Annotated in this window: 20 protein-coding genes, 1 tRNA gene and 1 riboswitch; of the genes, 7 read left to right on the forward strand and 14 right to left on the reverse strand. The window is 64.5% G+C overall.

Going from position 1 to position 20,795, the window contains the following annotated elements; translation table 11 throughout:
* Positions 1-2 precede the first annotated feature (2 nt).
* Complete coding sequence (locus tag L0V05_RS09745; protein ID WP_234869915.1) at positions 3-1,124, reverse strand: efflux RND transporter periplasmic adaptor subunit; 1,122 nt, start codon at positions 1,122-1,124, stop codon at positions 3-5.
* 171 nt (positions 1,125-1,295) lie between these two features.
* Here L0V05_RS09745 and L0V05_RS09750 point away from each other — a divergent pair, with 171 nt between their 5' ends.
* Positions 1,296-1,814: an HdeD family acid-resistance protein gene (locus L0V05_RS09750; protein WP_234869917.1), complete on the forward strand. Its 519-nt coding sequence runs from the start codon at positions 1,296-1,298 to the stop codon at positions 1,812-1,814.
* A gap of 21 nt (positions 1,815-1,835) precedes the next feature.
* The gene (locus L0V05_RS09755) at positions 1,836-2,888 is read left to right on the forward strand and encodes an AI-2E family transporter (RefSeq protein WP_234869919.1); all 1,053 of its coding nucleotides are present in this window, start codon (positions 1,836-1,838) and stop codon (positions 2,886-2,888) included.
* Positions 2,889-2,962: 74 nt separating this feature from the next.
* Here the strand turns inward: L0V05_RS09755 and L0V05_RS09760 are convergent, their stop codons facing one another.
* From L0V05_RS09760 to trxC, 4 genes are all read right to left on the reverse strand, one after another.
* Positions 2,963-3,319 carry a YigZ family protein gene (locus tag L0V05_RS09760; protein WP_234869921.1) on the reverse strand — a complete coding sequence of 119 codons (357 nt, stop codon included), beginning with the start codon at positions 3,317-3,319 and terminating at the stop codon, positions 2,963-2,965.
* A 13-nt stretch (positions 3,320-3,332) separates the two neighbouring features.
* Complete coding sequence (locus tag L0V05_RS09765; RefSeq protein ID WP_234869923.1) at positions 3,333-3,623, reverse strand: alkylphosphonate utilization protein; 291 nt, start codon at positions 3,621-3,623, stop codon at positions 3,333-3,335.
* 94 nt (positions 3,624-3,717) lie between these two features.
* Positions 3,718-3,793 (reverse strand) — tRNA-Ala (locus L0V05_RS09770).
* Positions 3,794-3,850: 57 nt separating this feature from the next.
* A complete protein-coding gene (gene trxC / locus L0V05_RS09775; protein ID WP_234869925.1) occupies positions 3,851-4,297 on the reverse strand; it encodes a thioredoxin TrxC in 447 nt (148 codons plus the stop codon).
* A gap of 172 nt (positions 4,298-4,469) precedes the next feature.
* Between trxC and L0V05_RS09780 the strand changes: the two genes are divergently transcribed.
* Complete coding sequence (locus L0V05_RS09780; protein ID WP_234869927.1) at positions 4,470-4,934, forward strand: DUF995 domain-containing protein; 465 nt, start codon at positions 4,470-4,472, stop codon at positions 4,932-4,934.
* 19 nt (positions 4,935-4,953) lie between these two features.
* Here L0V05_RS09780 and gcvP read toward each other — a convergent pair whose 3' ends face one another.
* The 5 genes from gcvP to gltX form a co-directional block, all read right to left on the reverse strand.
* Positions 4,954-7,794, reverse strand: coding sequence for an aminomethyl-transferring glycine dehydrogenase (gene gcvP / locus L0V05_RS09785; protein WP_234869929.1), 2,841 nt, complete (start codon positions 7,792-7,794; stop codon positions 4,954-4,956).
* Positions 7,791-8,291: an SRPBCC domain-containing protein gene (locus L0V05_RS09790; RefSeq protein WP_234869931.1), complete on the reverse strand. Its 501-nt coding sequence runs from the start codon at positions 8,289-8,291 to the stop codon at positions 7,791-7,793. Before L0V05_RS09790 ends, gcvP begins: the two co-directional genes overlap by 4 nt.
* 10 nt (positions 8,292-8,301) lie before the next feature.
* Positions 8,302-8,661 carry a glycine cleavage system protein GcvH gene (gcvH, locus tag L0V05_RS09795; protein ID WP_234869933.1) on the reverse strand — a complete coding sequence of 120 codons (360 nt, stop codon included), beginning with the start codon at positions 8,659-8,661 and terminating at the stop codon, positions 8,302-8,304.
* Between the two features lie 7 nt (positions 8,662-8,668).
* Positions 8,669-9,802 carry a glycine cleavage system aminomethyltransferase GcvT gene (gene gcvT / locus L0V05_RS09800; RefSeq protein ID WP_234869934.1) on the reverse strand — a complete coding sequence of 378 codons (1,134 nt, stop codon included), beginning with the start codon at positions 9,800-9,802 and terminating at the stop codon, positions 8,669-8,671.
* 69 nt (positions 9,803-9,871) lie between these two features.
* Positions 9,872-9,950, reverse strand: a riboswitch (glycine riboswitch).
* A gap of 253 nt (positions 9,951-10,203) precedes the next feature.
* Entirely contained in the window at positions 10,204-11,532 is a 1,329-nt protein-coding gene (gltX, locus tag L0V05_RS09805; protein WP_234869936.1) for a glutamate--tRNA ligase, read from the reverse strand.
* Positions 11,533-11,687: 155 nt separating this feature from the next.
* Here gltX and L0V05_RS09810 point away from each other — a divergent pair, with 155 nt between their 5' ends.
* From L0V05_RS09810 to L0V05_RS09820, 3 genes are all read left to right on the forward strand, one after another.
* Positions 11,688-12,098, forward strand: coding sequence for a metallopeptidase family protein (locus tag L0V05_RS09810; RefSeq protein WP_234869938.1), 411 nt, complete (start codon positions 11,688-11,690; stop codon positions 12,096-12,098).
* A 93-nt stretch (positions 12,099-12,191) separates the two neighbouring features.
* A complete protein-coding gene (locus tag L0V05_RS09815; RefSeq protein ID WP_234869940.1) occupies positions 12,192-13,124 on the forward strand; it encodes an MBL fold metallo-hydrolase in 933 nt (310 codons plus the stop codon).
* 71 nt (positions 13,125-13,195) lie between these two features.
* On the forward strand, positions 13,196-14,155 hold the full coding sequence (locus L0V05_RS09820) for a 1-phosphofructokinase family hexose kinase (protein ID WP_234869942.1): 960 nt from the start codon (positions 13,196-13,198) through the stop codon (positions 14,153-14,155).
* A gap of 4 nt (positions 14,156-14,159) precedes the next feature.
* On the opposite strand, the gene L0V05_RS09825 is transcribed toward L0V05_RS09820, so the two are convergent.
* Positions 14,160-15,119: an endonuclease/exonuclease/phosphatase family protein gene (locus L0V05_RS09825; RefSeq protein WP_234869944.1), complete on the reverse strand. Its 960-nt coding sequence runs from the start codon at positions 15,117-15,119 to the stop codon at positions 14,160-14,162.
* A gap of 72 nt (positions 15,120-15,191) precedes the next feature.
* The gene (locus L0V05_RS09830) at positions 15,192-16,850 is read right to left on the reverse strand and encodes an NAD+ synthase (RefSeq protein WP_234869946.1); all 1,659 of its coding nucleotides are present in this window, start codon (positions 16,848-16,850) and stop codon (positions 15,192-15,194) included.
* Positions 16,851-17,065: 215 nt separating this feature from the next.
* Here L0V05_RS09830 and L0V05_RS09835 point away from each other — a divergent pair, with 215 nt between their 5' ends.
* Positions 17,066-18,520 (forward strand): MORN repeat-containing protein, encoded by a 1,455-nt coding sequence (locus L0V05_RS09835; RefSeq protein WP_406565971.1) that lies wholly within the window; start codon positions 17,066-17,068, stop codon positions 18,518-18,520.
* Between the two features lie 4 nt (positions 18,521-18,524).
* On the opposite strand, the gene L0V05_RS09840 is transcribed toward L0V05_RS09835, so the two are convergent.
* Together L0V05_RS09840 and L0V05_RS09845 are read right to left on the reverse strand one after the other, a co-directional pair.
* Entirely contained in the window at positions 18,525-20,054 is a 1,530-nt protein-coding gene (locus L0V05_RS09840; RefSeq protein ID WP_234869948.1) for a cryptochrome/photolyase family protein, read from the reverse strand.
* Positions 20,051-20,716: an SDR family NAD(P)-dependent oxidoreductase gene (locus L0V05_RS09845; protein ID WP_234869950.1), complete on the reverse strand. Its 666-nt coding sequence runs from the start codon at positions 20,714-20,716 to the stop codon at positions 20,051-20,053. The genes L0V05_RS09840 and L0V05_RS09845 overlap by 4 nt, the downstream gene beginning before the upstream one ends.
* Positions 20,717-20,795: the final 79 nt, after the last annotated feature.

The following is a 20,795-nucleotide window of genomic DNA, read 5'->3' on the forward strand; positions in this document are numbered from 1 at the left end:
GCTCAGTTGCCCCCGGCAACGGCGGCATCGACCTTGATGCCCGGCCGCGCCTTGTTCAGGCCTTCGGTGATGACCTTCTCCCCTTCGGTCAGGCCCGAGGTCACGACGACGCGTCCCTTCGCAGAGTCGCCCGTGTTGATGCGGCGCTGCTCGACCGTGCCATCATCACCCACCAGCAAGACATAGGCTCCGGTGATATCGCGCAGCACAGCCTGCTGCGGAACAGTCAGCGCATTGTTCGTGGCCTCTTCCTCGACGTTGACGGTGACAAGAGATCCATCCCGAAGCCGGCCCTCGGGGTTGGGAAAGACGGCGCGGATCATGACGGTATCGGTCGACTGGCTGACCTGCATGTCGGAAAAGTTGACGGTGCCGGGGATGCCGTAGGCTGATCCGTCAGCCAGTGTCAGGCGGACCGAGCCGGCACCGGAGGCTGCCCCCGAACGGACGCTTTCCTGAAACAGGAGAAACATGCGTTCCGGCACGGGAAACTCGACCATCATCGGGTCGGTTGTCACCAGGGTGACAAGCGTTCCGCTTTCCGGTCCGATCAGCGCACCGACACTGACGCTCGACAGCCCCACCCTACCCTGAAACGGGGCTCTGATCTGGGTGTAGGAGAGGTTCAGTTCTGCCGCATCATGCTGGGCGGCCATGCGCTCCACGTCAGCGCTGGCCCGCGCCGCCTCTGCCTCGGCCTTGTCGAGGGTTGCCTGCGCCGAGGCCTGCCGCGTCACCAGTTCGCGCTGCCGGTTCCGTTCGAGAATCGCGAGGGTCTCGCTGGCCTTGGCGGCGGCAAGGGCTGCGTCGGCCTGAGCAAGACTGGCCTCGAATTCCTTCGGGTCGATGGCAAACAGCAGGCTATCCTTCGCGACCACGCTGCCTTCGGTAAAGCCGATCTCGGAGACAAAGCCGCTGACCCGGGCGCGGATGTCGACCTTCTGTTCGGCCACCACGCGTCCATTGAATGCCGCCGCCTGCACCACCTGTGTCAACGCCGCCGGTTCGACGGTCACCGCGGGAAGCGGCTGCGTCTGGGCAAGCGCTACCCCCGAAAGGCCAAGGCCAAGACACAGGGCGACGAGGCTGTTCCGCAGGTGCAATGAGGTTGCCCGACCGTACATGATTCCCCCGGAAATTCGTATCACGTGGAGCAGACTAGCAGGATTGACGCGCCTGTCATCCGCTGCCGGGGACTCGAGCTTCGCCGCCCAACCACATACTTTTCAAGTATTTTCTTGCCGAATGCTCGTTTCTGCCGCAGACTTGTCGGACGATATAGTTGGGGGCTCTCCATGAAACACTGGCTTCTTGTGCTGATCGCCGGGATCATCGCGATCATCGGTGGCATAATCGCCCTGCTTAATCCGCTGGCCGCGACCATCTTCGCGACGACCTTGGCCGCATGGTTCTTCATCATCATGGGCATCCTGCTGATCGTCGGGGCGATCAGCGATTCAGGCGTCCAGCACCGGTTCTGGACCGGGGTTCTGGGGGTTCTCGGCATTCTGGTCGGGCTCGGCATTCTCGGCCAGCCGATCCTCGGCGCGCTTGCGCTCACCTGGGCCGTGGCGATCCTGTTCCTCGTCGAGGGCATCGTGAAGGTAATGTTCGCGTTCTCGTCACGCGGGACGTCGTATTTCTGGGCTGTCCTGTTGTCCGGTGCGATTTCGGTGATCCTGGCGGTGATGATCCTTTCGGATTTCCCGCAGTCGGCGGCGGTTATCCTTGGCATCCTACTTGCAATCGACCTGATCTCGTCCGGCGTCTCTCTCGTGGCGCTTGGTCTGTTCGCCAAGAAGGCCGAAGCCTGATCCGGCGGAAGGGCGCGACATATGCGCGGCGCGCCCTTTCTCAACCTCGTGCTGGCGATGGCGCTGGCGCTGATGACCGGCTGGCTGCTGGTCGCCGGCAAGGACATCTTCCTCCCCATCGTGATGGCCATCATCGCCGTCTATGTGCTGACCACCGCAGCCGAGGCGCTCGGCCGCCTGCCGGTTCTCGGTCGTCTGCCCGTCTTTGCACGGCACCTTGCGGTGCTTCTGGCCTTCACCGCGGCGCTGTTTGGCTTCGCACTGGTCGTTCAGGTCACGATCAGCCAACTGGTCACCGCACTCCCCCGCTATCAGGCGAACCTTCAGGCGCTGATCGACCGGCTGGCCGAGAGCGGCTGGATCCAGGACAACCCGACGCTTGAGGAAGTGCTCGACGCGACGCTCGAGAAGATCAGCCTGCAAACCTTGTTCATCCGGCTTCTCGGCGGACTTACCAGCTTCGGGCTGAGCGCATTCCTCGTCGCGCTCTACGCCGCCTTCCTGCTGGGTGAGCGGCGGGATTTCGGTCGCAAGCTGGCCGCTGCCCTGCCACTTGGCGATCAGGCCGAGGTCACCGGTCGCATCATCGCCCAGATCAACACCCGGATCGGCGACTACCTTGCGGTCAAGACTCTGATCAACATGATCCTCGGAGCGGTCTCCTTTGCGATCATGTGGTGGATGGGCGTGGACTTCGCCCTGTTCTGGGCAGTCCTGATCGGGCTTTTCAACTACATCCCCTACCTGGGCGGGGTGATTGGCGTAGCGCCGCCCGTGATCCTGTCACTGGCCCAATGGGGGGATCCGCTCAAGACGATCCTGCTCGCCGTCCTGCTGACGCTGGCGCAAACGCTGATCGGCACGATCCTCGACCCCAAACTGGTTGGCAAGCAGGTCAATCTGAGCCCCTTCGTGGTCATGGTCGCACTGGCGGTGTGGGCGGCGCTCTGGGGGCTTCCGGGTGCCATCTTGGCCGTGCCGATGACCTCGATCATCGCGATCGTCTGCGCCGCCTTCGAACCGACCCGATTTGTCGCGGTTCTGCTCTCTGAAAAGATCGCGGACGAGGCATGACCCTGGCTGCGGGAACTGGTCCCACCTGACACGGGTCTGGCGAGAAACCCGCAAGGCTGCTGATGCTGACGCGACTATCGAGGCAGCAGCGCCTCCAGATAGATCCGCACGGCATCCTGCACGTGGCGAAACCGGTCGCCTCCCAGATGCTTGCCCCCGAACCAGCGGGTGACGACCACGATATGGTCGTTCAGCCCTTCACGTTCGAGCATCCGCAGGATCACCATACCAGCCCCGGCCTCGCCGTCATCGTTCTTGATCGGGCCGTCTGCAGAGACAAGCGCCCAGCTGTTGTGGGTTGCCTTGGCGAAACGCTTGTTGCGCTTCAACTCCTTCAGGAAGGCTCGCGCAGCATCTTCCGAGGCGCAGAGGCCGCCGGAGACCGCGTATTTCGAGCCGCGGTCACTGATGATGTTGTCAAGGATGAGCAACGCCGCTCTGCCCTTATCGCTTGCGAACGAACTCGGTGCGCAGGACAAGGCCCTTGATCGTGTCGTGGCGGCAGTCGATTTCTTCCTCATTGTCCGTCAGCCGGATCGAGCGGATGACGGTACCCTGCTTCAGCACCGTGCTGGTGCCCTTGACCTTCAGGTCCTTGACCAGCACCACCGCATCGCCGTCGGCCAATTCGTTGCCTGAGGCATCGCGCACAATGCGCCGGCTGGCCGCCGCGATTTCCGAGGCCGGCCGCCATTCCCCGCTGGCCTCGTCATAGACATAGTCCTCGTCGGACATGCGCGTCTCCCCCCCTGTGCCCGCAGGCGAACCGGCCCGGCGAAAATGAAAAGGGCCGCGCAGGCGGCCCGGTTTCGAAAGTCAGTCACGATCTTGGTGGAGCAGAGGGGGATCGAACCCCTGACCTTATCATTGCGAACGATACGCTCTCCCAACTGAGCTACTGCCCCGTTCGACGCGCTATTTGGCGAAGGCGCAGGCCAATGTCAAGCGACGCCGCGCCGTCTTCAGGCCATCGCCGGCACATGCTGACGGACAAAGGCGGCGATCTCGGCCGCCGGACGAGCGCCGGGCAGGCGGGCCACTTCGCGCCCCCTGTGCCACAGGATCAGGAGCGGAATGCCGCGGATGCCCAATCGCTGCGAGATCTGGGGGTGATCCTCGGTGTTGATCTTGGCGAACCGGGCGTTGGGCGCCACAGCCTTGGCGGCCTTGGCGAATTCCGGGGCCATCATCCGGCAGGGGCCGCACCAAGGTGCCCAATAGTCGATCAGCAGCGGCAGGTCGTCCGTGCGGATCGCCTTGTCATGGGTCGCAGGATCAAGTTCGGCAACCTTGCCGCTGACGAGCGGGTCACCGCAGGAACCGCATTTCGGGTTGTCGGCAAGCCGGGCGACGGGGACGCGGTTTGCTTGACCGCAGGTGGTGCAGGTAATCCGGGCGCTGTCGGACATGGGGAGAGTCCTTTTGATACATTTTCTCAAATGTAGGGACCGGCCGCGCGAGAACCAAGCGCTGCCTCTCTCACTGCGGAAACAATGAATGCCAATATTCAGAATCGTTGACACTTCCGGATAAGTTGCCGCAGCGTCAATTCCACTTGCATAACTAGTTGGAGGGAATGCCATGAGCTACGGAAAAATCGCAGCCTTTCTCGCCTTGATTGCCCTACCTGTCGCAGCCGACCCCTTGCCGCCGAACGCCAAGCCGCTGAGCTCGAAACAAATTGAAAAGCTGTACAGCGGGAACAGCGCGGTCTGGGACAGATCGATGGTGTATTTCGCGCCGGACAAGACAACAAAGGGCGTTTTCGGCAAGCCCCCGAGTGCAACCTACACCGGCAAATGGAAAATCACAAAAAACAAGCTCTGCATGACGAACTCGCCGGTCAACATCAAAACTGGCGAGGCAAGCAAGAAGACCTACACCGACTGCTGGACGTTCTTCACAGACGGCGATCGAGTCCTGACATCCTATTACAACGATTTCGAAGAAGGCCGGGGGCCGAACGACGATTACAGCGAGGGCGAACTCAGCAATTTGCGCAAGGGCGACGTGGTCTCGAAGACATTTGCTAAATATCGGTCGTGATTGCGAGTAGGCGGCGGAGTTACTCCGCCGCCTCCATATAGCTTTCGACCGGCGGGCAGATGCAGATCAGGTTGCGGTCGCCATAGACGTTGTCGACACGACCGACTGGCGGCCAGTACTTGTCCACCCGGAAACTCGCCGGCGGGAAGCAGCCCTGCTCGCGGCTGTAGGGGCGGTCCCATTCCGCCACGAGGTCGTTGACCGTGTGGGGAGCGTGCTTCAGGGGGTTGTTCTCCCGATCGATCTCGCCCTGTTCGATCGCGCGGATCTCTTCGCGGATCGATTGGAGCGCCAGGATGAAGCGGTCGATCTCGGCCTTGGTCTCGCTTTCCGTCGGCTCGACCATCAGGGTGCCCGCCACCGGCCAGCTCATCGTCGGGGCGTGGAAGCCGTTGTCGATCAGGCGCTTGGCGATGTCGTCCACGGTCACGCCGGCCTCGGCGAAGGAGCGGGTGTCGAGGATGCATTCATGCGCGACCCGGCCCTTGTTGCCCATGAACAGGACCTCGTAAGACCCCTTCAGCCGAGCGGCGATGTAGTTGGCGTTCAGGATCGCGACCTTGGTCGCCTGTGTGAGCCCCTGGCCGCCCATCATCAGGCAATACGCCCAGCTGATGAGCAGGATCGAGGCCGATCCGTAGGGTGCCGCGGATACCGGCCCTTCGCTGCCGCCGGTTTCGGGATGCCCCGGCAAATGCGGCGCGAGGTGGGACTTGACCCCGATCGGCCCCATGCCGGGGCCGCCGCCGCCATGCGGGATGGCGAAGGTCTTGTGCAGGTTCAGGTGGCTGACGTCGCCGCCGATCTCGCCCGGTTTCACCAGCCCGACCATCGCGTTCATGTTGGCGCCGTCGATATAGACCTGCCCGCCATGGGCATGGGTGATCTTGCAGACCTCTCGCACCGCCTCCTCGAACACGCCATGGGTCGAGGGATAGGTGATCATGCAGGCGGCAAGGTTGCCGCCGGCATCGCGCGCCTTGTCGCGGAAATCATCGATGTCGACATCGCCGTTCGGGGCGGATTTCACCACTACCACTTTCATCCCTGCCATCTGGGCAGAGGCGGGGTTGGTGCCATGGGCCGAAACCGGGATCAGGCAGATGTTCCGATGCCCTTCGCCCCGTGCCCGGTGATAGGCTTGGATGGTCAGGAGCCCGGCATATTCCCCCTGCGCGCCGGAGTTCGGCTGCATCGAGAAGGCGTCATATCCGGTGATGGTGCAGAGTTTTTCCGACAGGTCCTTGATCGCCTCGGCATAGCCCTGCGCCTGATCGCGCGGGGCGAAGGGATGCAGCGAATTGAACTCGGGCCAGGTGATCGGCATCATCTCGGCCGCGGCATTGAGCTTCATCGTGCAGGAGCCGAGAGGGATCATCGCCCGGTCAAGCGCCAGGTCGCGGTCGGACAGGCGGCGCATGTAGCGCATCATCTCCGACTCTGCCCGGTTCATGTGGAACACCGGATGGGTCAGGTAGTCGGTCGTCCGCAGCATAGTCTCGGGGAAGCTGAGCATCGCCCGGTGGGGCGGCACACCATCAATCCCGAAAGCGCGCAGCACGCGGATCAGAACCTTCTCGTCGGTCGTCTCGTCAAGGCTGATGCCCACCCGGTCATTGCCGATCTTGCGGAAGTTCAGCCCCTCGTGGCGCGCAGCGGCGAGGATGCCGGCCTGCCCGACACCGACCTCGACCGTCACCGTATCGAAGAAATCCTTCGGGCTGACTTTCGCCCCCGCCGCCTTCAGTGCCCGCGCGAGACGGTTGGTCAGGAAATGCACCCGCTCGGCAATCGCGCGCAGGCCCTTTGGGCCGTGGAACACCGCGTAGAAGCTCGCCATCACCGCCAGCAGCGCCTGCGCCGTGCAGACGTTCGAGGTCGCCTTCTCGCGCCGGATATGCTGCTCGCGCGTCTGGAGCGACAGTCGGTAGGCCCGACCGCCACGCGAGTCGATCGAAACGCCGACGATGCGGCCAGGCATGGCCCGCTTCAGGTCGTCGCGGCACGACATAAACGCGGCATGTGGGCCGCCGTATCCCATCGGCACGCCGAAGCGCTGGCTGGAACCAACGGCGATATCGGCCCCCATCGCGCCCGGTTCCTTCAGAAGGCACAGGGCCAGAAGGTCGGTCGCGACGACAGCGATGGCATTGGCGGCGTGCAGCGCCGCAATCTGATCGGTGAAGTCCCGGACATGCCCGTAGCTGCCGGGATACTGGAAGATCGCGCCGAACACCTTCGACGGATCGAGGTTCTCGACCATGTCCTCGATGATCTCGATGCCTAGCGGCAAGGCACGGGTGCGGATCACCTCGATGGTTTGCGGATGGCAGAACCGATCGACGAAGAAGGCCCGCGCCTTGGACTTCGCGCTGCGCTCTGCCATCGCCATCGCCTCGGCCGCCGCCGTCGCCTCATCCAGAAGTGAGGCATTTGCAACGGGCAACCCGGTCAGGTCGGCGACCATCGTCTGATAGTTCAGGAGCGCCTCAAGGCGGCCCTGAGCGATTTCGGGCTGGTAGGGCGTGTAGGCTGTATACCAGGCCGGGTTCTCAAGGATATTGCGCTGGATCGCGGGCGGTGTGACGGTGCCATAGTAGCCCTGACCGATCAGGCTGGTCATCACCCGGTTCTTCGCCGCCACCTCGCGCATTTTCGCCAGAAGCTCGTGCTCGGCGAGCGGTGCCCAGTCGAGCGGGTCCTTCTGCCGGATCGAGGCCGGCACCGTCTCGGCGATCAGAGCGTCGAGCGAGGGCACGCCCACCGCCTTGAGCATATCCGCCATCTCTTCCGGAGAAGGGCCGATATGGCGGCGGTTGGCGAAGTCATACGGGTTGTAGGCTGTGGGTGTGAAGGTCATCGCTCATCTCTCTCCCAATTCTGACCCGCCTGCCGCCCTTCGACATGGGCAGCAAGCTGGGCGAGCGAGGCCAATAGCCCCGCCTCATGATCTTCGGCACGGATTCCGGGCGGCACGTTTCGCGCCGTGCAGGTCACCTTGGTGCCGTCGCGCGCCGGATCGAACCGCCATTCCAGCCGCATGACGCCCAGAAAGGCGGGATCGTCAGACTTGAACGACGCCTCGTGCGAAAAGAACCGCGGCCGGTCGAGCTCGACGAAACGGCCGCCAATCCGGTCCTGGCCCGCGCCGCTCTTGCCGCTGCCCGCGCCGGCATCCGTATAGGCCAGCACCATCTCAAAGGCCCCGCCGGGCCGGGGATCAAGGGCGATGACCTCGCCCGTCATCCCGCCCGGGGGAAGCCAGCGCACCAACTGATCCGGATCGAACCAGGCCTGCCAGAGCCTTTCGGCGGATGCGCGGATCACGCGTGACGCCTGGTCGGTGCGTCGGTTCATGGAATATCCGTCAGCCGATCAGCTCGTTGTACTCGTCCTCGTCCATGAAGTCGTCGAGCACGGAGAGGTCGTCGAGCTTCATCTTGAAGAACCAGCCCGCGCCAAGCGGATCTTCGTTCACGAGGCCGGGATTGTCGGGCAGCTTCTCGTTGACCGCGACGATCTCGCCATCGACAGGCGCAAGGATGTCGGACGCGGCCTTGACGCTTTCGATCACGACGACCTCGTCGCCCTCGGCAACCATCGTCTCGGGTTCCGGAAGTTCGACGAAGACCACGTCCCCGAGCTGCGTCGCCGCGTGTTCGGTGATGCCGACGGTGACGAGATCGCCATCAACGCGCAACCATTCGTGTTCCTTGGTGTATTTCATCGGGTCCTCAGCGTTTGTAGGTGGAGGGTCGGAAAGGAAGATCGCAGACGGTCACCGGCAGGCGCTTGCCGCGCACCTCGCCCTCAAGCCGCGTGCCGGACGCAGAAAGGGCAGCAGGGACGTAGCCCATGGCGATCGGTGCCTCGACCGAGGGACCGAAGCCGCCAGAGGTGATGATGCCGATTTCCGTGTCACCGTTGTAAAGGACGGTACCGTCGCGCATCGGCGCGCGGCCCTCGGGCCGCAGGCCGACCCGGCAGCGATCCGGCCCGTCGGCCAGTTCGGTGAGGATCCGCTCGGCGCCAGGGAACCCGCCCGACCGCGCGCCACAGGTGCGGCGGCTCTTCTGGATCGCCCAGGCCAGCCCGGCCTCGATAGGCGAGGTGGTCGTGTCGATGTCATGGCCGTAAAGGCACAGCCCCGCCTCGAGCCTCAGGCTGTCCCGCGCGCCAAGGCCGATCGGGGCCACGCCGGGTTCGGCCAGAAGCGTATCGGCGAACCGCCGAAGATGAGCGTTGGGCACCGAGATCTCGAACCCGTCCTCGCCGGTATAGCCGGACCTCGAGATCCAGAGTTCCGCCCCGGTCCAGTCGCGGGTCGCGACATCCATGAAGCGCATCGTCTCTATGCCCGGCAACAGCCGCGACAGCGCCCCTTCGGCATCTGGACCTTGCAGCGCGAGAAGACCGCGATCCGCGATCGGCATCACCTCGGCCACGGGGGACAGATGCGCCTTGAGATGTGCGATGTCCTCGGCCTTGCAGGCGGCATTGACGACGACGAACAGATGGTCGCCCCGGTTGGCAAACATCAGATCGTCGAGAATTCCGCCGGTGGCGCTGGTCAGAAGGCCATAGCGCTGCCGCCCCTCTTGCAGACCCAGCACGTCGACCGGCATCAGCGCTTCGAAGCCCAGCATCAGCGACTGCATCCCGGCCTTGGGCCAGAGCACCACCTGCCCCATGTGGCTGACGTCGAAGAGACCTGCTGCGGATCGGGTATGGAGATGCTCCTTCAGCACGCCCATGGGATACTGAACCGGCATCTCGTAACCGGCAAAGGGCACCATCCTGGCGCCGAGCGAAACATGAAGATCATGGAGCGCGAGGCGCTTCAGGTCGGTCGTTTCAAGGTCGGCCAATCGCCACCCCCTTGCTCCGTGCCGGCTCCTCGTTCCGGCATCGTCCGGACAGGCCAATCCCCGTCCCGCGATGCCCCCTCTGTCCCTTGCGCCTGAGATCGTTATCCCTTCGGCGCCCCGTTGCCGGGGTCTCTCCAGAGTGTCGTCGTCCGGTCGGTCCCTTGCGCCTGAGAGTTTACCGGGGCGGTTGCTCCTTCGGCACCACGCGCATTGGTTTCCCACTGCCCGCAGATTCTCCCGATCCTGACGCTTCTTGGGTAGCGCGGCCACACGGCGGCTGGCAAGGGGAAAGCGAAGCGCGACGCTTTCGCAGACGAAAGCGTCAAGGCTTCTTCTGTTGGAAAATACCCCGGGGGTAAATGAACGCGCCAGCGTGCAGAGGGGGCAGACAGCCCCCTCCCTTACGCCGGCAGGCGTACTTTCTGCAGAAGCGGCATCAGGTCTGCCATCTCGGGCCCGGCATCACGGCCGGTCAGCGCCCGGCGCAGCGGACGGTAAAGGCCCTTGCCCTTGCGTCCCGTCGCGTCCTTCACCACATTGGTCCATTCGCCCCAGGTGGCAGCGGTCCACGGCTTCGGCGGCAACATCGACAGCGCCTGTTTCACAAAGTCCGCATCCTCGGCATCGACCAGCGGCTCGGCACCGTTGGCGATCAGGTCCCACCAGCCGGCAAGATCGGCGCGGGTGGTGATGTTGTCCTTGGCGACGGCCCAGAAGGCAGGTGCGATGTCGTCCGGCACGCCGAGCGCGCGGATCGTCCCGGCCATGTCGGCATGGGTCCGGGTCTGAAGATGATGATGCGTCAGAGGGAAAAGGTCCTCGGCGTCGAACTTGGTCGGCGAGGCGCCGAACGACGACAGGTCGAACCCGTCGATCAGGTCCTGATGCGAGCGGGCCAATTCAACCGGTTTCGACGATCCGAGCCGCGCCATCAGCGACAGGAGCGCCATCGGCTCCACCCCGGCCGCACGCAGGTCGCGAAGCGACAGTGTGCCAAGCCGCTTGGAGAGCTCCTCGCCCTTGGCCCCGGTCAGCAGCGAATGGTGGGCAAAGGCCGGCGGCGTGCCGCCCAGGGCCTCCATGATCTGGATCTGGGTCGCGGTATTCGTCACATGGTCTGCACCGCGCACGATCGAGGTCACGCCCATGTCGATGTCATCGACCGAGGAGGCGAAGGTATAAAGAATCTGACCGTCGGCGCGGATCAGCACCGGGTCCGAGACCGAGGCCGCGTCGATCGAGATCGGGCCGAGAATGCCATCGTTCCATTCGATGCGGGTCTGGTTCAGCAGGAACCGCCAGTAGCCCTGACGCCCCTCTTCGCGGAAATGCGCCTTGTCGGTTTCGCTGAGGTTCAGCGCGGCACGGTCATAGACCGGCGGCTTGCCCATGTTCAAAAGCTTCTTGCGCTTGAGATCCAGCTCGACCGGCGTCTCGAAGCATTCATAGAACCGGCCCGCAGCGCGCAGTTGGTCGGCCGCCTCGCGGTAACGGTCAAAGCGCAGCGACTGCTTCTCGATCCGGTCCCAGGTCAGGCCGAGCCATTCGAGATCCTCCATGATCCCATCGGCATATTCCTGCTTCGAGCGTTCCTGATCGGTGTCGTCCAGACGCAGGATGAAGGTGCCGCCGGCCTTGCGGGCGATCATCCAGTTCATCAGCGCGGTGCGCAGGTTTCCGACGTGAATATAGCCGGTGGGCGACGGGGCGAAGCGGGTGACGGTGGTCATGGGTCTCTCCTGAACCCGCCTGCTTTTCCACAAGGGAGGCGTTTTGTCCAGTTGTGTGCCGCCATGCATCCCGAGCAGGACAGACCGGCACGGCTGTCCGGAGCGGGGACTGGCGGTCATTGCGGCCCCTGCGCCAGACGCCTATCCTGCGTTCCATGACCCTTGACCCTCATGACCTGACGGCCCCCGACCTCGACCAGATCGAGTCATTGGCCCGGGCTGCCATCGACCAGTTGCCCGAACCCTTCGTCGCCGCGGCGCGAGAGGTCGGCCTGCGCGTCGTCGACTTTGCCCCCGATGACATCCTCGAGGAGATGGGTCTGAGCGACCCCTTCGAACTGACAGGCCTCTATGACGGAATTCCGATGACCGAGAAATCAGTCATGGACCAGCCGACGCGACCCGACACGATCTGGCTCTTCCGCCGACCGATCCTCGATGAATGGTGCGAACGCGGTGATGTCGCGCTTGGCGATCTGGTGGCGCATGTGACGGTGCACGAATTTGCCCATCACTTCGGCTGGAGCGACGAGCAGATCGCGGCCATTGATCCGTGGTGGGAATGATCCGGCGATATCGCGCGCGATGACGTATCCGTGACTGGCGGGACCCAGACGACGCACTAGCCTTTGCCCCAGTCCAGCAAAAGGAGTGCACAGATGCCCATCACGAGGTTGTCCCGCCGCAGCGCCCTGGTTGCCGCCGCCGCCCTGCCGATCGCCGCAACCTTTCGTCCGGCTCCTGCCCGCGCCGCGGCCGAGATGAAGGGTAGCGCCGCGCCAACCTTCAATCGCTTCAAGCTGGGCGACATGGAGGTGACGGCACTTCTGGCCGGGACCCGCACGATCGAGAAGCCGAACGAGACTTTCGGCCTGAACGTTCCGGCGGAAGAATTCGCGGCGGTTTCGGCAGCCGCGTTTCTGCCGACTGACAAGGCGCAATCCTTCTTCACACCGACGCTGGTCAACACCGGCAAGGAACTCGTCCTTTTCGATACAGGCGTTGCGTCCGAGGGCGTGACGGCAGCCCTTGCCGCCGCAGGTTACACGCCTGATCAGGTCGATATCGTCGTGCTCACCCACATGCACCCCGACCATATCGGCGGGCTGATGGCGAATGGCACCCCTACCTTCACGAATGCGCGCTACGTGACCGGCAGCGCCGAGCACAATTTCTGGTCCGGCAAACCGAGCGAGGCTTTCACAGCCAATGTCGTTCCCCTGAACGACAAGATCACCTTCCTAGACGATGGCGGCAGCGTGGCCGGCGGGATCACCTCGAAGCTGGCTGCCGGCCACACGCCCGGGCACATGGTCTATCTGATCGAAAGCAACGGCCAAACGCTGGCCATCACTGCCGATACGGCCAACCACTATGTCTGGTCGCTGGCCCATCCCGACTGGGAAGTTCGTTTTGACGCCGACAAGGCCAAGGCCGCCGAAAGCCGCAGGGCCGTGTTCGGCATGCTGGCAGCGGATCGTATTCCGTTCATCGGCTATCACATGCCCTTCCCGGCCATGGGGTTTGTCGAGGCGGATGGGAACGGCTTCCGCTACGTTCCTGTCAGCTATCAGATGATGTTGGCCGGCTGATCGAGGCGGGCGCGCATTGCCGATGCCTCCGGCCTCTGGCAGGCTGGTCGCGTTGAGTGAAAGGCGCGCCCATGACCACCCCGATCCTTACCGTCACGCTGAACCCTGCGCTCGACCTCGCAACGCATGTTGGCGATGTCATTCCCGGCCACAAGCTGCGCTGCACCGCGCCACGGCTTGATCCCGGCGGCGGGGGCATCAATGTCAGCCGGGCCATCCGCAGGCTGGGCGGATCGAGCCTGTGCTTCGTCGCACTTGCGGGCGGCACCGGCGCGCAGGTTGCGGAATTCCTGCATGGCGAAGGGATCACCATCGTCACTTTCCCTGGCCCCGGCGAAACGCGGCAGAGCCTGACGGTGAACGAGGACAAGACCGGCCTGCAGTACCGCTTCATGCTGCCTGGCACGCCTTGGGACGCCTCGCGGATCGAGGCGGCGGAACGCGCCCTGTCTGACGCAGCACCGCTGACCGGAACCATCGTGATCAGCGGCAGTCAGCCACCCGGCCTGCCCATTGACTTTGCCGCGCGCCTTGCCGCCGATCTGGACGCGCGTTCAGACAGCAAGGCCAGGCTTGTGACCGACACATCCGGCGCATCGCTGGCCCATATCGCCAACGGTCCGCCGACAGGAATCGACCTTCTGCGCATGGATCAGGAGGAAGCAGAGGAGTTGACGGGCCACAAGCTGATCACGGCGGGCCAGACCGCCGACTTCGCGGAGGGTCTGATTGCGCGCGGGTCTGCCCGGCGCGTGATCGTGGCCCGCGGGGCAGACGGGTCGGTCCTGGTCGGCCCCGGCCTGCGGGTGTCGGTCAGGCCGCCGAAGGTCGAGGTGCGCAGCAAGGTCGGAGCCGGCGACAGTTTCGTGGCAGGATTTGTCCTGGCGGAAGCGCGGGGGGCCTCGCCCGCGGAAGCTCTGGCCCGCGGCGTCTCTGCCGCCGCGGCCGCCGTGATGACCGAGGGGACAGAGCTTTGCCGCCGCGAGGATGCCGAAGAGATTTTCCGCGGCTGCGAGACAGAGTTCGTCTGAAGGCTCAGAACTTCAGTTCGGCAACGACCGCGCGGTGGTCCGAGGGCCAGGGCATCACCTTGATGTCGCTGCGGGGGCCATCTTCGCCCACGATCGCGGCATCGGTGACGGTCAGGCCGTCGCCCTTCACCAGGATGAAGTCGATGCGGTCGGGATGGTCGTCAGCCGCCTTCTCGTCATAGCGCGGCGTCCAGGTGAAGGCAGGCTTGGCCACCGGATCGGGCCAGATCGCGCGATAGGCGTCGATGAAGCCCTGTGAGGTCAGGCGGCGGGTCGTCGGCCAGTCGACCTTCACCGGTTGCTGGCCGGCGGCAACGGCCGCGTCGGTCCAGTCGAGACCAGAGGGTTCGTTGAAATCGCCGGTGACGATGATCGCCGCCGCATCCTTGACCGATTTCATGTCCTCTGCCAGCAGATCCATCGCCGGGCCACGGGTCTCCTCGGCGAACTTGATCGCCTCTGCCTCGGTCTTGATGAAGGGCGCGGGACCGTATTCGATGCCCAGCAGCTGGTAGGGCTGATAAGGCTCGTCGTCGTGGTGGATGTTGAACATCCAGACAGTCTTGCCATCCACGTCAATCGGCATCCCCAGGTCATGCGGCGTGGCCGGCCCGATCGGATAGCGCGAGATCACCGCATTCGCCCAGAGCGCAACATTCTGCTGCGACTGGTCGTAGTAGTGCCAGCCGAGCGCCTTTGCGATCTCGGCGGCTACGCTCGGCCCCGTCGCCACGCAATCGGTCGCCGTGCAGGGATCGGGCTCGACCTTCGTTTCCTGGACTCCGACGATATCGGCACCGGCGGCCTTGATCGCCGCGACGGTTTCCTCGACCCCCTTCCCCTCGTTCGCGCCCCCGCCCCAGATGTTGTAGGACATCACCCGCAGTGTGGTCTCGGCCGAGACCGGAAGGGCCGAGAGAAGCAAGGCAGGCAGGACAAGACGCGCGACGCGCAGGGCATTCATGGCAAAGCTCCCCCGAGGATTGGATGGCCCGATGATTAGCGATCTGCCATCACGAATCCATGACGTTCGCGCCTATCCCTCATCCCGCCACCGGTTCACGATCGGATAGCGGCGGTCGAGCCAGAAGGCACGTTGGGTCAGGCGGACGCCGGGGGCGGACTGGAAGCGCTTGTATTCGCTGATGTAAAGCAGGTGCTCGACCTTCTTCACCGTCGCGCGGTCGTAGCCCTTGGCGACGAGTTCGGACACCGACTCCTCGCGGTCCACCAGCCCTTCGAGGATGCCGTCCAGCACCGGATAGGGCGGCAGGCTGTCCTCGTCTTTCTGGTCGGGGCGCAGTTCGGCTGAGGGCGGCTTGTCGATGACGCGGGGCGGAATCATCTCGCCCGCCGGGGCCATCATCCACGGGCGGTGGTTCTCGTTCCGCCAGCGGCACATGGAAAAGACCCGGGTCTTGTACAGGTCCTTGATCGGGTTGTAGCCACCGTTCATGTCGCCGTAGATCGTGCAGTAGCCGACCGCGACCTCGGACTTATTGCCGGTGGTCAGAAGCATCTCGCCGAACTTGTTCGACAAGGCCATCAGCAGAAGGCCGCGCAGACGGGACTGGACGTTCTCCTCGGTGATGCCAGCTTGAGTTCCCGCGAACAGCGGCGCCAGCGCCTCGCCAACCGCCGCCTGCGCGCCCGAGATCGGCACGGTGTCCAGCCGGCAGCCGAGATTGCGCGCGACCTCGCCTGCGTCCTGAAGGGAATGCTCCGAGGTATAGGCCGAGGGCAGCATCACGCAGCGCACATTCTCCGGACCGATCGCGTCGGCGGCGATGGTGGCGACGATGGCGCTGTCGATGCCGCCGGAGAGGCCGAGCAGCACCTTCTTGAACCCGGACTTGGCGAGGTAGTCGCGCAGGCCCAGAACCATCGCATGGTAATCGGCCTCATGGCCCGTCGGCAGGGTGGCAAGCTCGCCCTGACGGGCCCGCCAGCCATCCTCGGTCCGCTCGAAATCGACATGGGCGACCGCTTCGTCGAACTGCGGCAGTTGCAGCGCCATCCGCCCGCCGGGGTTGAGCACGAAGGTCGTGCCGTCGAAGACCTGATCGTCCTGTCCGCCGACCATGTTAAGGTAGACGAGCGGCAGACCGGTCTCGACCACACGGGCAACCATCAGGTTCATCCGGACATTGGGCTTGCCGCGATGGTAGGGCGAACCGTTCGGCACGAACAGGATCTCGGCCCCGGTCTCGGCCAGCGTCTCGCAGACATCGGGGTGCCAGGCGTCCTCGCAGATCGGGATGCCGACGCGGACCCCTCCGATCCGGACAGGCCCCGAAACATCGGCCGAGACGAACACGCGCTTTTCGTCGAAGACATCGGAATTGGGCAGGTGGTGCTTCAGGATGGTCGCAGCAATCCGGCCGCCCTGCAGGATGTAATAGGCGTTGTAGAGGCGGCTCGCCTCGCGATGCGGGGCGCCAATCCCGATCGCCGGACCATCCGCGCAGTCGCGGGCCAGAGCTTCGATCGTGGCGCGGGCCGCATCGACGAAGGCCGGCTTCATCACGAGGTCCTGGGTCTGGTAGCCGGTCAGGAACATCTCGGTGAACCCGACCATGTCGGCGCCCGCCTCCTTTGCCGTCTGCCAGACGGACTTGGCCTTCGTGGCATTGGCAGCGAAATCGCCAAGGACCGGGTTCAGCTGCGCCAGCGTCAGACGGAAGGTCTTGGCCATCGGAAACTCCTTGCGCCGCCCGCTCGCGGCATCGTGTTCGCGTTCTAGCAGACTGACGCGCGAGGAAAAGCCGAAGCAGGCGCGCGGCTGCCGTCCTTCCCTTGTCACACCGGGTGGCTGCCGGTAACTTGCCGCAAAAGTCAGCGTCGGAACGGATTCCGCCGCTGTGGGTGTTTGTTTTTCCGATCCCAGGCAGGAGGCGCGACGTGACGGCAATTTCGGGCGGCAAACAGGTCCGGGCCCTCATCGTTGCGGGGCTGATTGCAGCACCTCAGACGGTGCTTGCCCAGTCAGAGGGCGACGTCATCTCCAAGCAGTATTCCGACGGCAGCGTCTATGAAGGCACATTCAAGGACGGCAAACAGGACGGAACCGGCACCTACCGGCTGCCCAACGGCTATGAATATACCGGCGAGTGGGTGAACGGCGAGATCAAGGGCCAGGGCACGGCGCGCTTCCCCAACGGATCGGTCTATGTGGGCCAGTTCGCCGCCGGGAAGCCCGAGGGCAAGGGCAAGATCACCTTCACCGATGGCGGCACCTACGAAGGTGACTGGGTCGACGGCAAGATGACCGGTCAGGGCACGGCCCTTTACGCCAATGGTGTGACCTATACCGGCCAGTTCAAGGACGCCGTCCACGATGGAAAGGGCGTGATGAAAAGCCCGGACGGCTATACCTATGACGGCGACTGGGTGAATGGCGTCAAGCAGGGCAAAGGCAAGATCACCTATGCCGACGGCGCCGTGTACGAAGGGGGTCTCGATAAGGGCCAGCGCGCCGGCGAGGGCACGCTGAAGATGCCCGACGGGCTGACCTATGTCGGCCAGTGGGCCAATGGCCAGATGAACGGCACAGGCAAGCTGACGCAGCCCAACGGGGATGTCTACGAGGGCCCGCTGGTTGACGGGCAGCGGCAAGGCAAGGGCAAGATCACCTATGCCAATGGCGACGTCTACGAGGGCGATTTCGCCGCGGACAAGCCCGAGGGCAAAGGCATCTTCAAGGGGGCCGATGGCTATCTCTATGACGGTGACTGGAAGGACGGCGAGCGCGCGGGCCAAGCCAAGGTAACCTATCCAGACGGCTCGACCTATGTCGGCGGTTTCGTCGCAGACCAGGCCGAAGGTCAGGGAAAGATCACCTATGCCGACGGCGCCACCTACGAGGGCGAGTGGAAGGCGGGCGTCCCCGACGGCAAGGGGAAGGCCACCTATGCCAACGGGCTCGTCTATGTCGGCGATTTCAAGGACGCCAAGATCGACGGGACAGGCACGATGACCTATCCCGACGGCTACAAATACGAAGGCCAGTGGGTCGACGGCCAGCGGCAGGGACAGGGCACGGCGACCTATGCCGATGGTACGGTCTACAAGGGGTCCTTCGTCGCCGGCCAGCGCGAGGGCCAGGGCGAGATCACCATGGCCGACGGCTTCAAATATGTCGGCGAGTGGAAGGCGGGCGAAATCGATGGCAAGGGAATTGCCACCTACCCGAATGGCGACGTCTATGAGGGCACGTTCCGCGCAGGCAAGCGTCAGGGTCAGGGTGTCATGCGCTACAAGACAGGCCAGGAAACCGGGGGCGAATGGAAGGACGGCGCCTTGACCGCCCCGGCTCCCGCTGCGACCGAGGGCGCCACCACTGAAGGTCAGGCGACCGGCAACTGACGGCTCAGACCGTCTCCCCCACCTCCAGCCGGGCCAGGATGTCCCCGGCCCGGTCAAGGATCGCGGTCCGTTGGCCTGCATCCATCCGGTCCCAGTTGCGATAGATCGGAGTCATTCGCGGATTTCTGGCAAACCTCTCGCGGTGACGCGACAGGAAGTGCCAGTACAAGGGATTGAACGGGCAGGCATTCGGGCTGCTGCGATCGGTCACGTCATAGGCGCAGCCCCCGCAGTAGTCCGACATGCGGTTGATATAGGCGCCGGATGCGGCATAGGGCTTGGACCCGACCATGCCGCCATCAGCAAACTGGCTCATCCCGATGGTGTTCGGAGCCTCGACCCATTCCAGAGCATCCGCGTAGACAGACAGATACCAGTCATGCACGTCGGCCGGGTCGAGCCCGGCCAGAAGCGCGAAGTTTCCGGTGACCATCAGACGCTGAATATGATGCGCATAGGCCATGTCGCGAGTCTGCGCGACGACCTGCGAAAGGCACCGCATCCGCGTCTCGCTTCCCCAATAGAGCGGTGGCAGAGGGCGGTGATGGTCGAGTGCATTGCTCGCCGGATAGCCCGGTCCGGCAAGCGACCAGATTCCGCGGATGAATTCGCGCCAGCCAAGGATCTGGCGGATGAAGCCCTCGACCGCGTTCAGGGGCGCCCGACCCGCCCGCCACTCCGCCTCGGCCCGGCGGCAGACCTCCATCGGATCGAGAAGACCGAGGTTCAGGCTGGGAGAGATCAATGCATGTGACAGTGTCGGATCGCCGCTCAGCATCGCGTCCTGCTCGTCGCCAAATCGCGGCAGCGACTGGCGCAGGAAATGGGCCAGTGCCTGTTCCGCCTGGTCGGGATCGGTCGCCCAGCCGAACGGGCGAAGGCTGCCGAAGTGCCGCGGAAATCGGTGCTCGACGGCCTCCAGCACCTCCTCCGTCACGGCATCTGGCGGGAAGCGCAGGGGCGCGGCGCGGAACAGGTCGGGCTGGGCAGGCTTGCGGTTTTCCGCATCGAAGTTCCAGTGACCGCCTGCCGGCTTGGTGCCCTCCATCAGAAGCCCGGTCCGGCGCCGCATCTCGCGATAGAAATGCTCCATGCGCAGCTGTGTCCGCCCCTCGGCCCATACCGCAAACTCGGCCTCGGAACAGATGAAACGGTCGTCGGCGAGCAGCGAGACCGGCAAAGGCGCGGCCTCGAGATCGTGGATGACCCGCCATTCACCCGGTCGCGTGGCGATTACCTCCTGTGCCCCGGTTTCGGCGGCCCGGCGCAGGAGCTCGCCGACAAGGCTTTGCGAGTTCCGGGCGTCGTCCAGACGCGAGTAGAGAACGCGCCAGCCGTGCTTTTCCAGCCGCGCGGCATGCTTGCGCATGGCTGTGAAGATCAGCGCGATCTTCTGGGGGTGATGGCGAACTGACTCCGCCTCGGCCGCCACCTCGGCCATGACGACGATGTCGCGGGCCGGATCGGCGGAGCGGAGCGCAGCGATCCGTGGCGTCAGTTGGTCGCCAAGAACAAGGACAAGGCGAGGATTCACCACGCGATCTCCTGCCCGGCATAGTCGAAAAAGCCGCCGGTCTGGGCGGGTGTCAGCCCGTCCATCACCCGGTTGAGGTTCATGGCCGCCTCTTGCGGCGACACCGCCGGATGCTTGCCGCGCTGGACCACACCGAAGTCTGTGGCCACCGTGCCCGGATGCAGAACCGCCACCGTCGCCTGCGGGTGGGTCCGAGCCACCTCGATCGCGGCGGTGTGGAACAGCTGGTTCAACGCGGCCTTGGCGGCCCGGTAGGAGTACCAGCCCCCCAGCCTGTTGTCGCCGATCGAGCCGACCCGCGCGGACAGCGCCGCGAACTGTGCAGGACGGTCACGCGGCAGAAGGCGGAGCGTGTGCTTTAAGATCAGCACGGGGCCAAGCGCATTCAACGCGATCTGGGCGGCGAAAACCCCGGGATCTATGGCCTTCAGGGTCTTCTCCGGTCCGGCACCGTCGATCTCCAGCGCGCCGGTCGCCACGACGATCCGGTCAAAGGGCGCGGCCAAGGGCTGCAGCAGCCGGACGATGCCGGCCTCGTCTGTAACGTCAAGACCGTCATCGCGGCGCGAAAGCCCAGTTACATTCCATCCCCGTGCAGACAGGTCTGCCGCCAAGGCAGCGCCAATGCCTCCCGATGCGCCGATCACCAAGGCCCGCTTCATGCACCCTCCTGCAAAGCTGCGGGTCGAGCTAGACCATGCTCCCCCAATGACCAGTGAAGCGCCGGAAAAAACTTGCGAA

Source organism: Alitabrizicola rongguiensis, from assembly GCF_021491355.1.
GTDB lineage: Bacteria > Pseudomonadota > Alphaproteobacteria > Rhodobacterales > Rhodobacteraceae > Aliitabrizicola > Aliitabrizicola rongguiensis.

What these genes read in the sequence shown, in the direction of transcription:
- L0V05_RS09745 (WP_234869915.1), bottom strand. Translation starts at nt 1,124, where the DNA reads ATGTACGGTCGGGCAACCTCATTGCACCTGCGGAACAGCCTCGTCGCC.
- L0V05_RS09750 (WP_234869917.1), top strand. Translation starts at nt 1,296, where the DNA reads ATGAAACACTGGCTTCTTGTGCTGATCGCCGGGATCATCGCGATCATC.
- L0V05_RS09755 (WP_234869919.1), top strand. Translation starts at nt 1,836, where the DNA reads ATGCGCGGCGCGCCCTTTCTCAACCTCGTGCTGGCGATGGCGCTGGCG.
- L0V05_RS09765 (WP_234869923.1), bottom strand. Translation starts at nt 3,623, where the DNA reads ATGTCCGACGAGGACTATGTCTATGACGAGGCCAGCGGGGAATGGCGG.
- trxC (WP_234869925.1), bottom strand. Translation starts at nt 4,297, where the DNA reads ATGTCCGACAGCGCCCGGATTACCTGCACCACCTGCGGTCAAGCAAAC.
- L0V05_RS09780 (WP_234869927.1), top strand. Translation starts at nt 4,470, where the DNA reads ATGAGCTACGGAAAAATCGCAGCCTTTCTCGCCTTGATTGCCCTACCT.
- gcvP (WP_234869929.1), bottom strand. Translation starts at nt 7,794, where the DNA reads ATGACCTTCACACCCACAGCCTACAACCCGTATGACTTCGCCAACCGC.
- L0V05_RS09790 (WP_234869931.1), bottom strand. Translation starts at nt 8,291, where the DNA reads ATGAACCGACGCACCGACCAGGCGTCACGCGTGATCCGCGCATCCGCC.
- gcvH (WP_234869933.1), bottom strand. Translation starts at nt 8,661, where the DNA reads ATGAAATACACCAAGGAACACGAATGGTTGCGCGTTGATGGCGATCTC.
- gltX (WP_234869936.1), bottom strand. Translation starts at nt 11,532, where the DNA reads ATGACCACCGTCACCCGCTTCGCCCCGTCGCCCACCGGCTATATTCAC.
- L0V05_RS09810 (WP_234869938.1), top strand. Translation starts at nt 11,688, where the DNA reads ATGACCCTTGACCCTCATGACCTGACGGCCCCCGACCTCGACCAGATC.
- L0V05_RS09815 (WP_234869940.1), top strand. Translation starts at nt 12,192, where the DNA reads ATGCCCATCACGAGGTTGTCCCGCCGCAGCGCCCTGGTTGCCGCCGCC.
- L0V05_RS09820 (WP_234869942.1), top strand. Translation starts at nt 13,196, where the DNA reads ATGACCACCCCGATCCTTACCGTCACGCTGAACCCTGCGCTCGACCTC.
- L0V05_RS09825 (WP_234869944.1), bottom strand. Translation starts at nt 15,119, where the DNA reads ATGAATGCCCTGCGCGTCGCGCGTCTTGTCCTGCCTGCCTTGCTTCTC.
- L0V05_RS09830 (WP_234869946.1), bottom strand. Translation starts at nt 16,850, where the DNA reads ATGGCCAAGACCTTCCGTCTGACGCTGGCGCAGCTGAACCCGGTCCTT.
- L0V05_RS09845 (WP_234869950.1), bottom strand. Translation starts at nt 20,716, where the DNA reads ATGAAGCGGGCCTTGGTGATCGGCGCATCGGGAGGCATTGGCGCTGCC.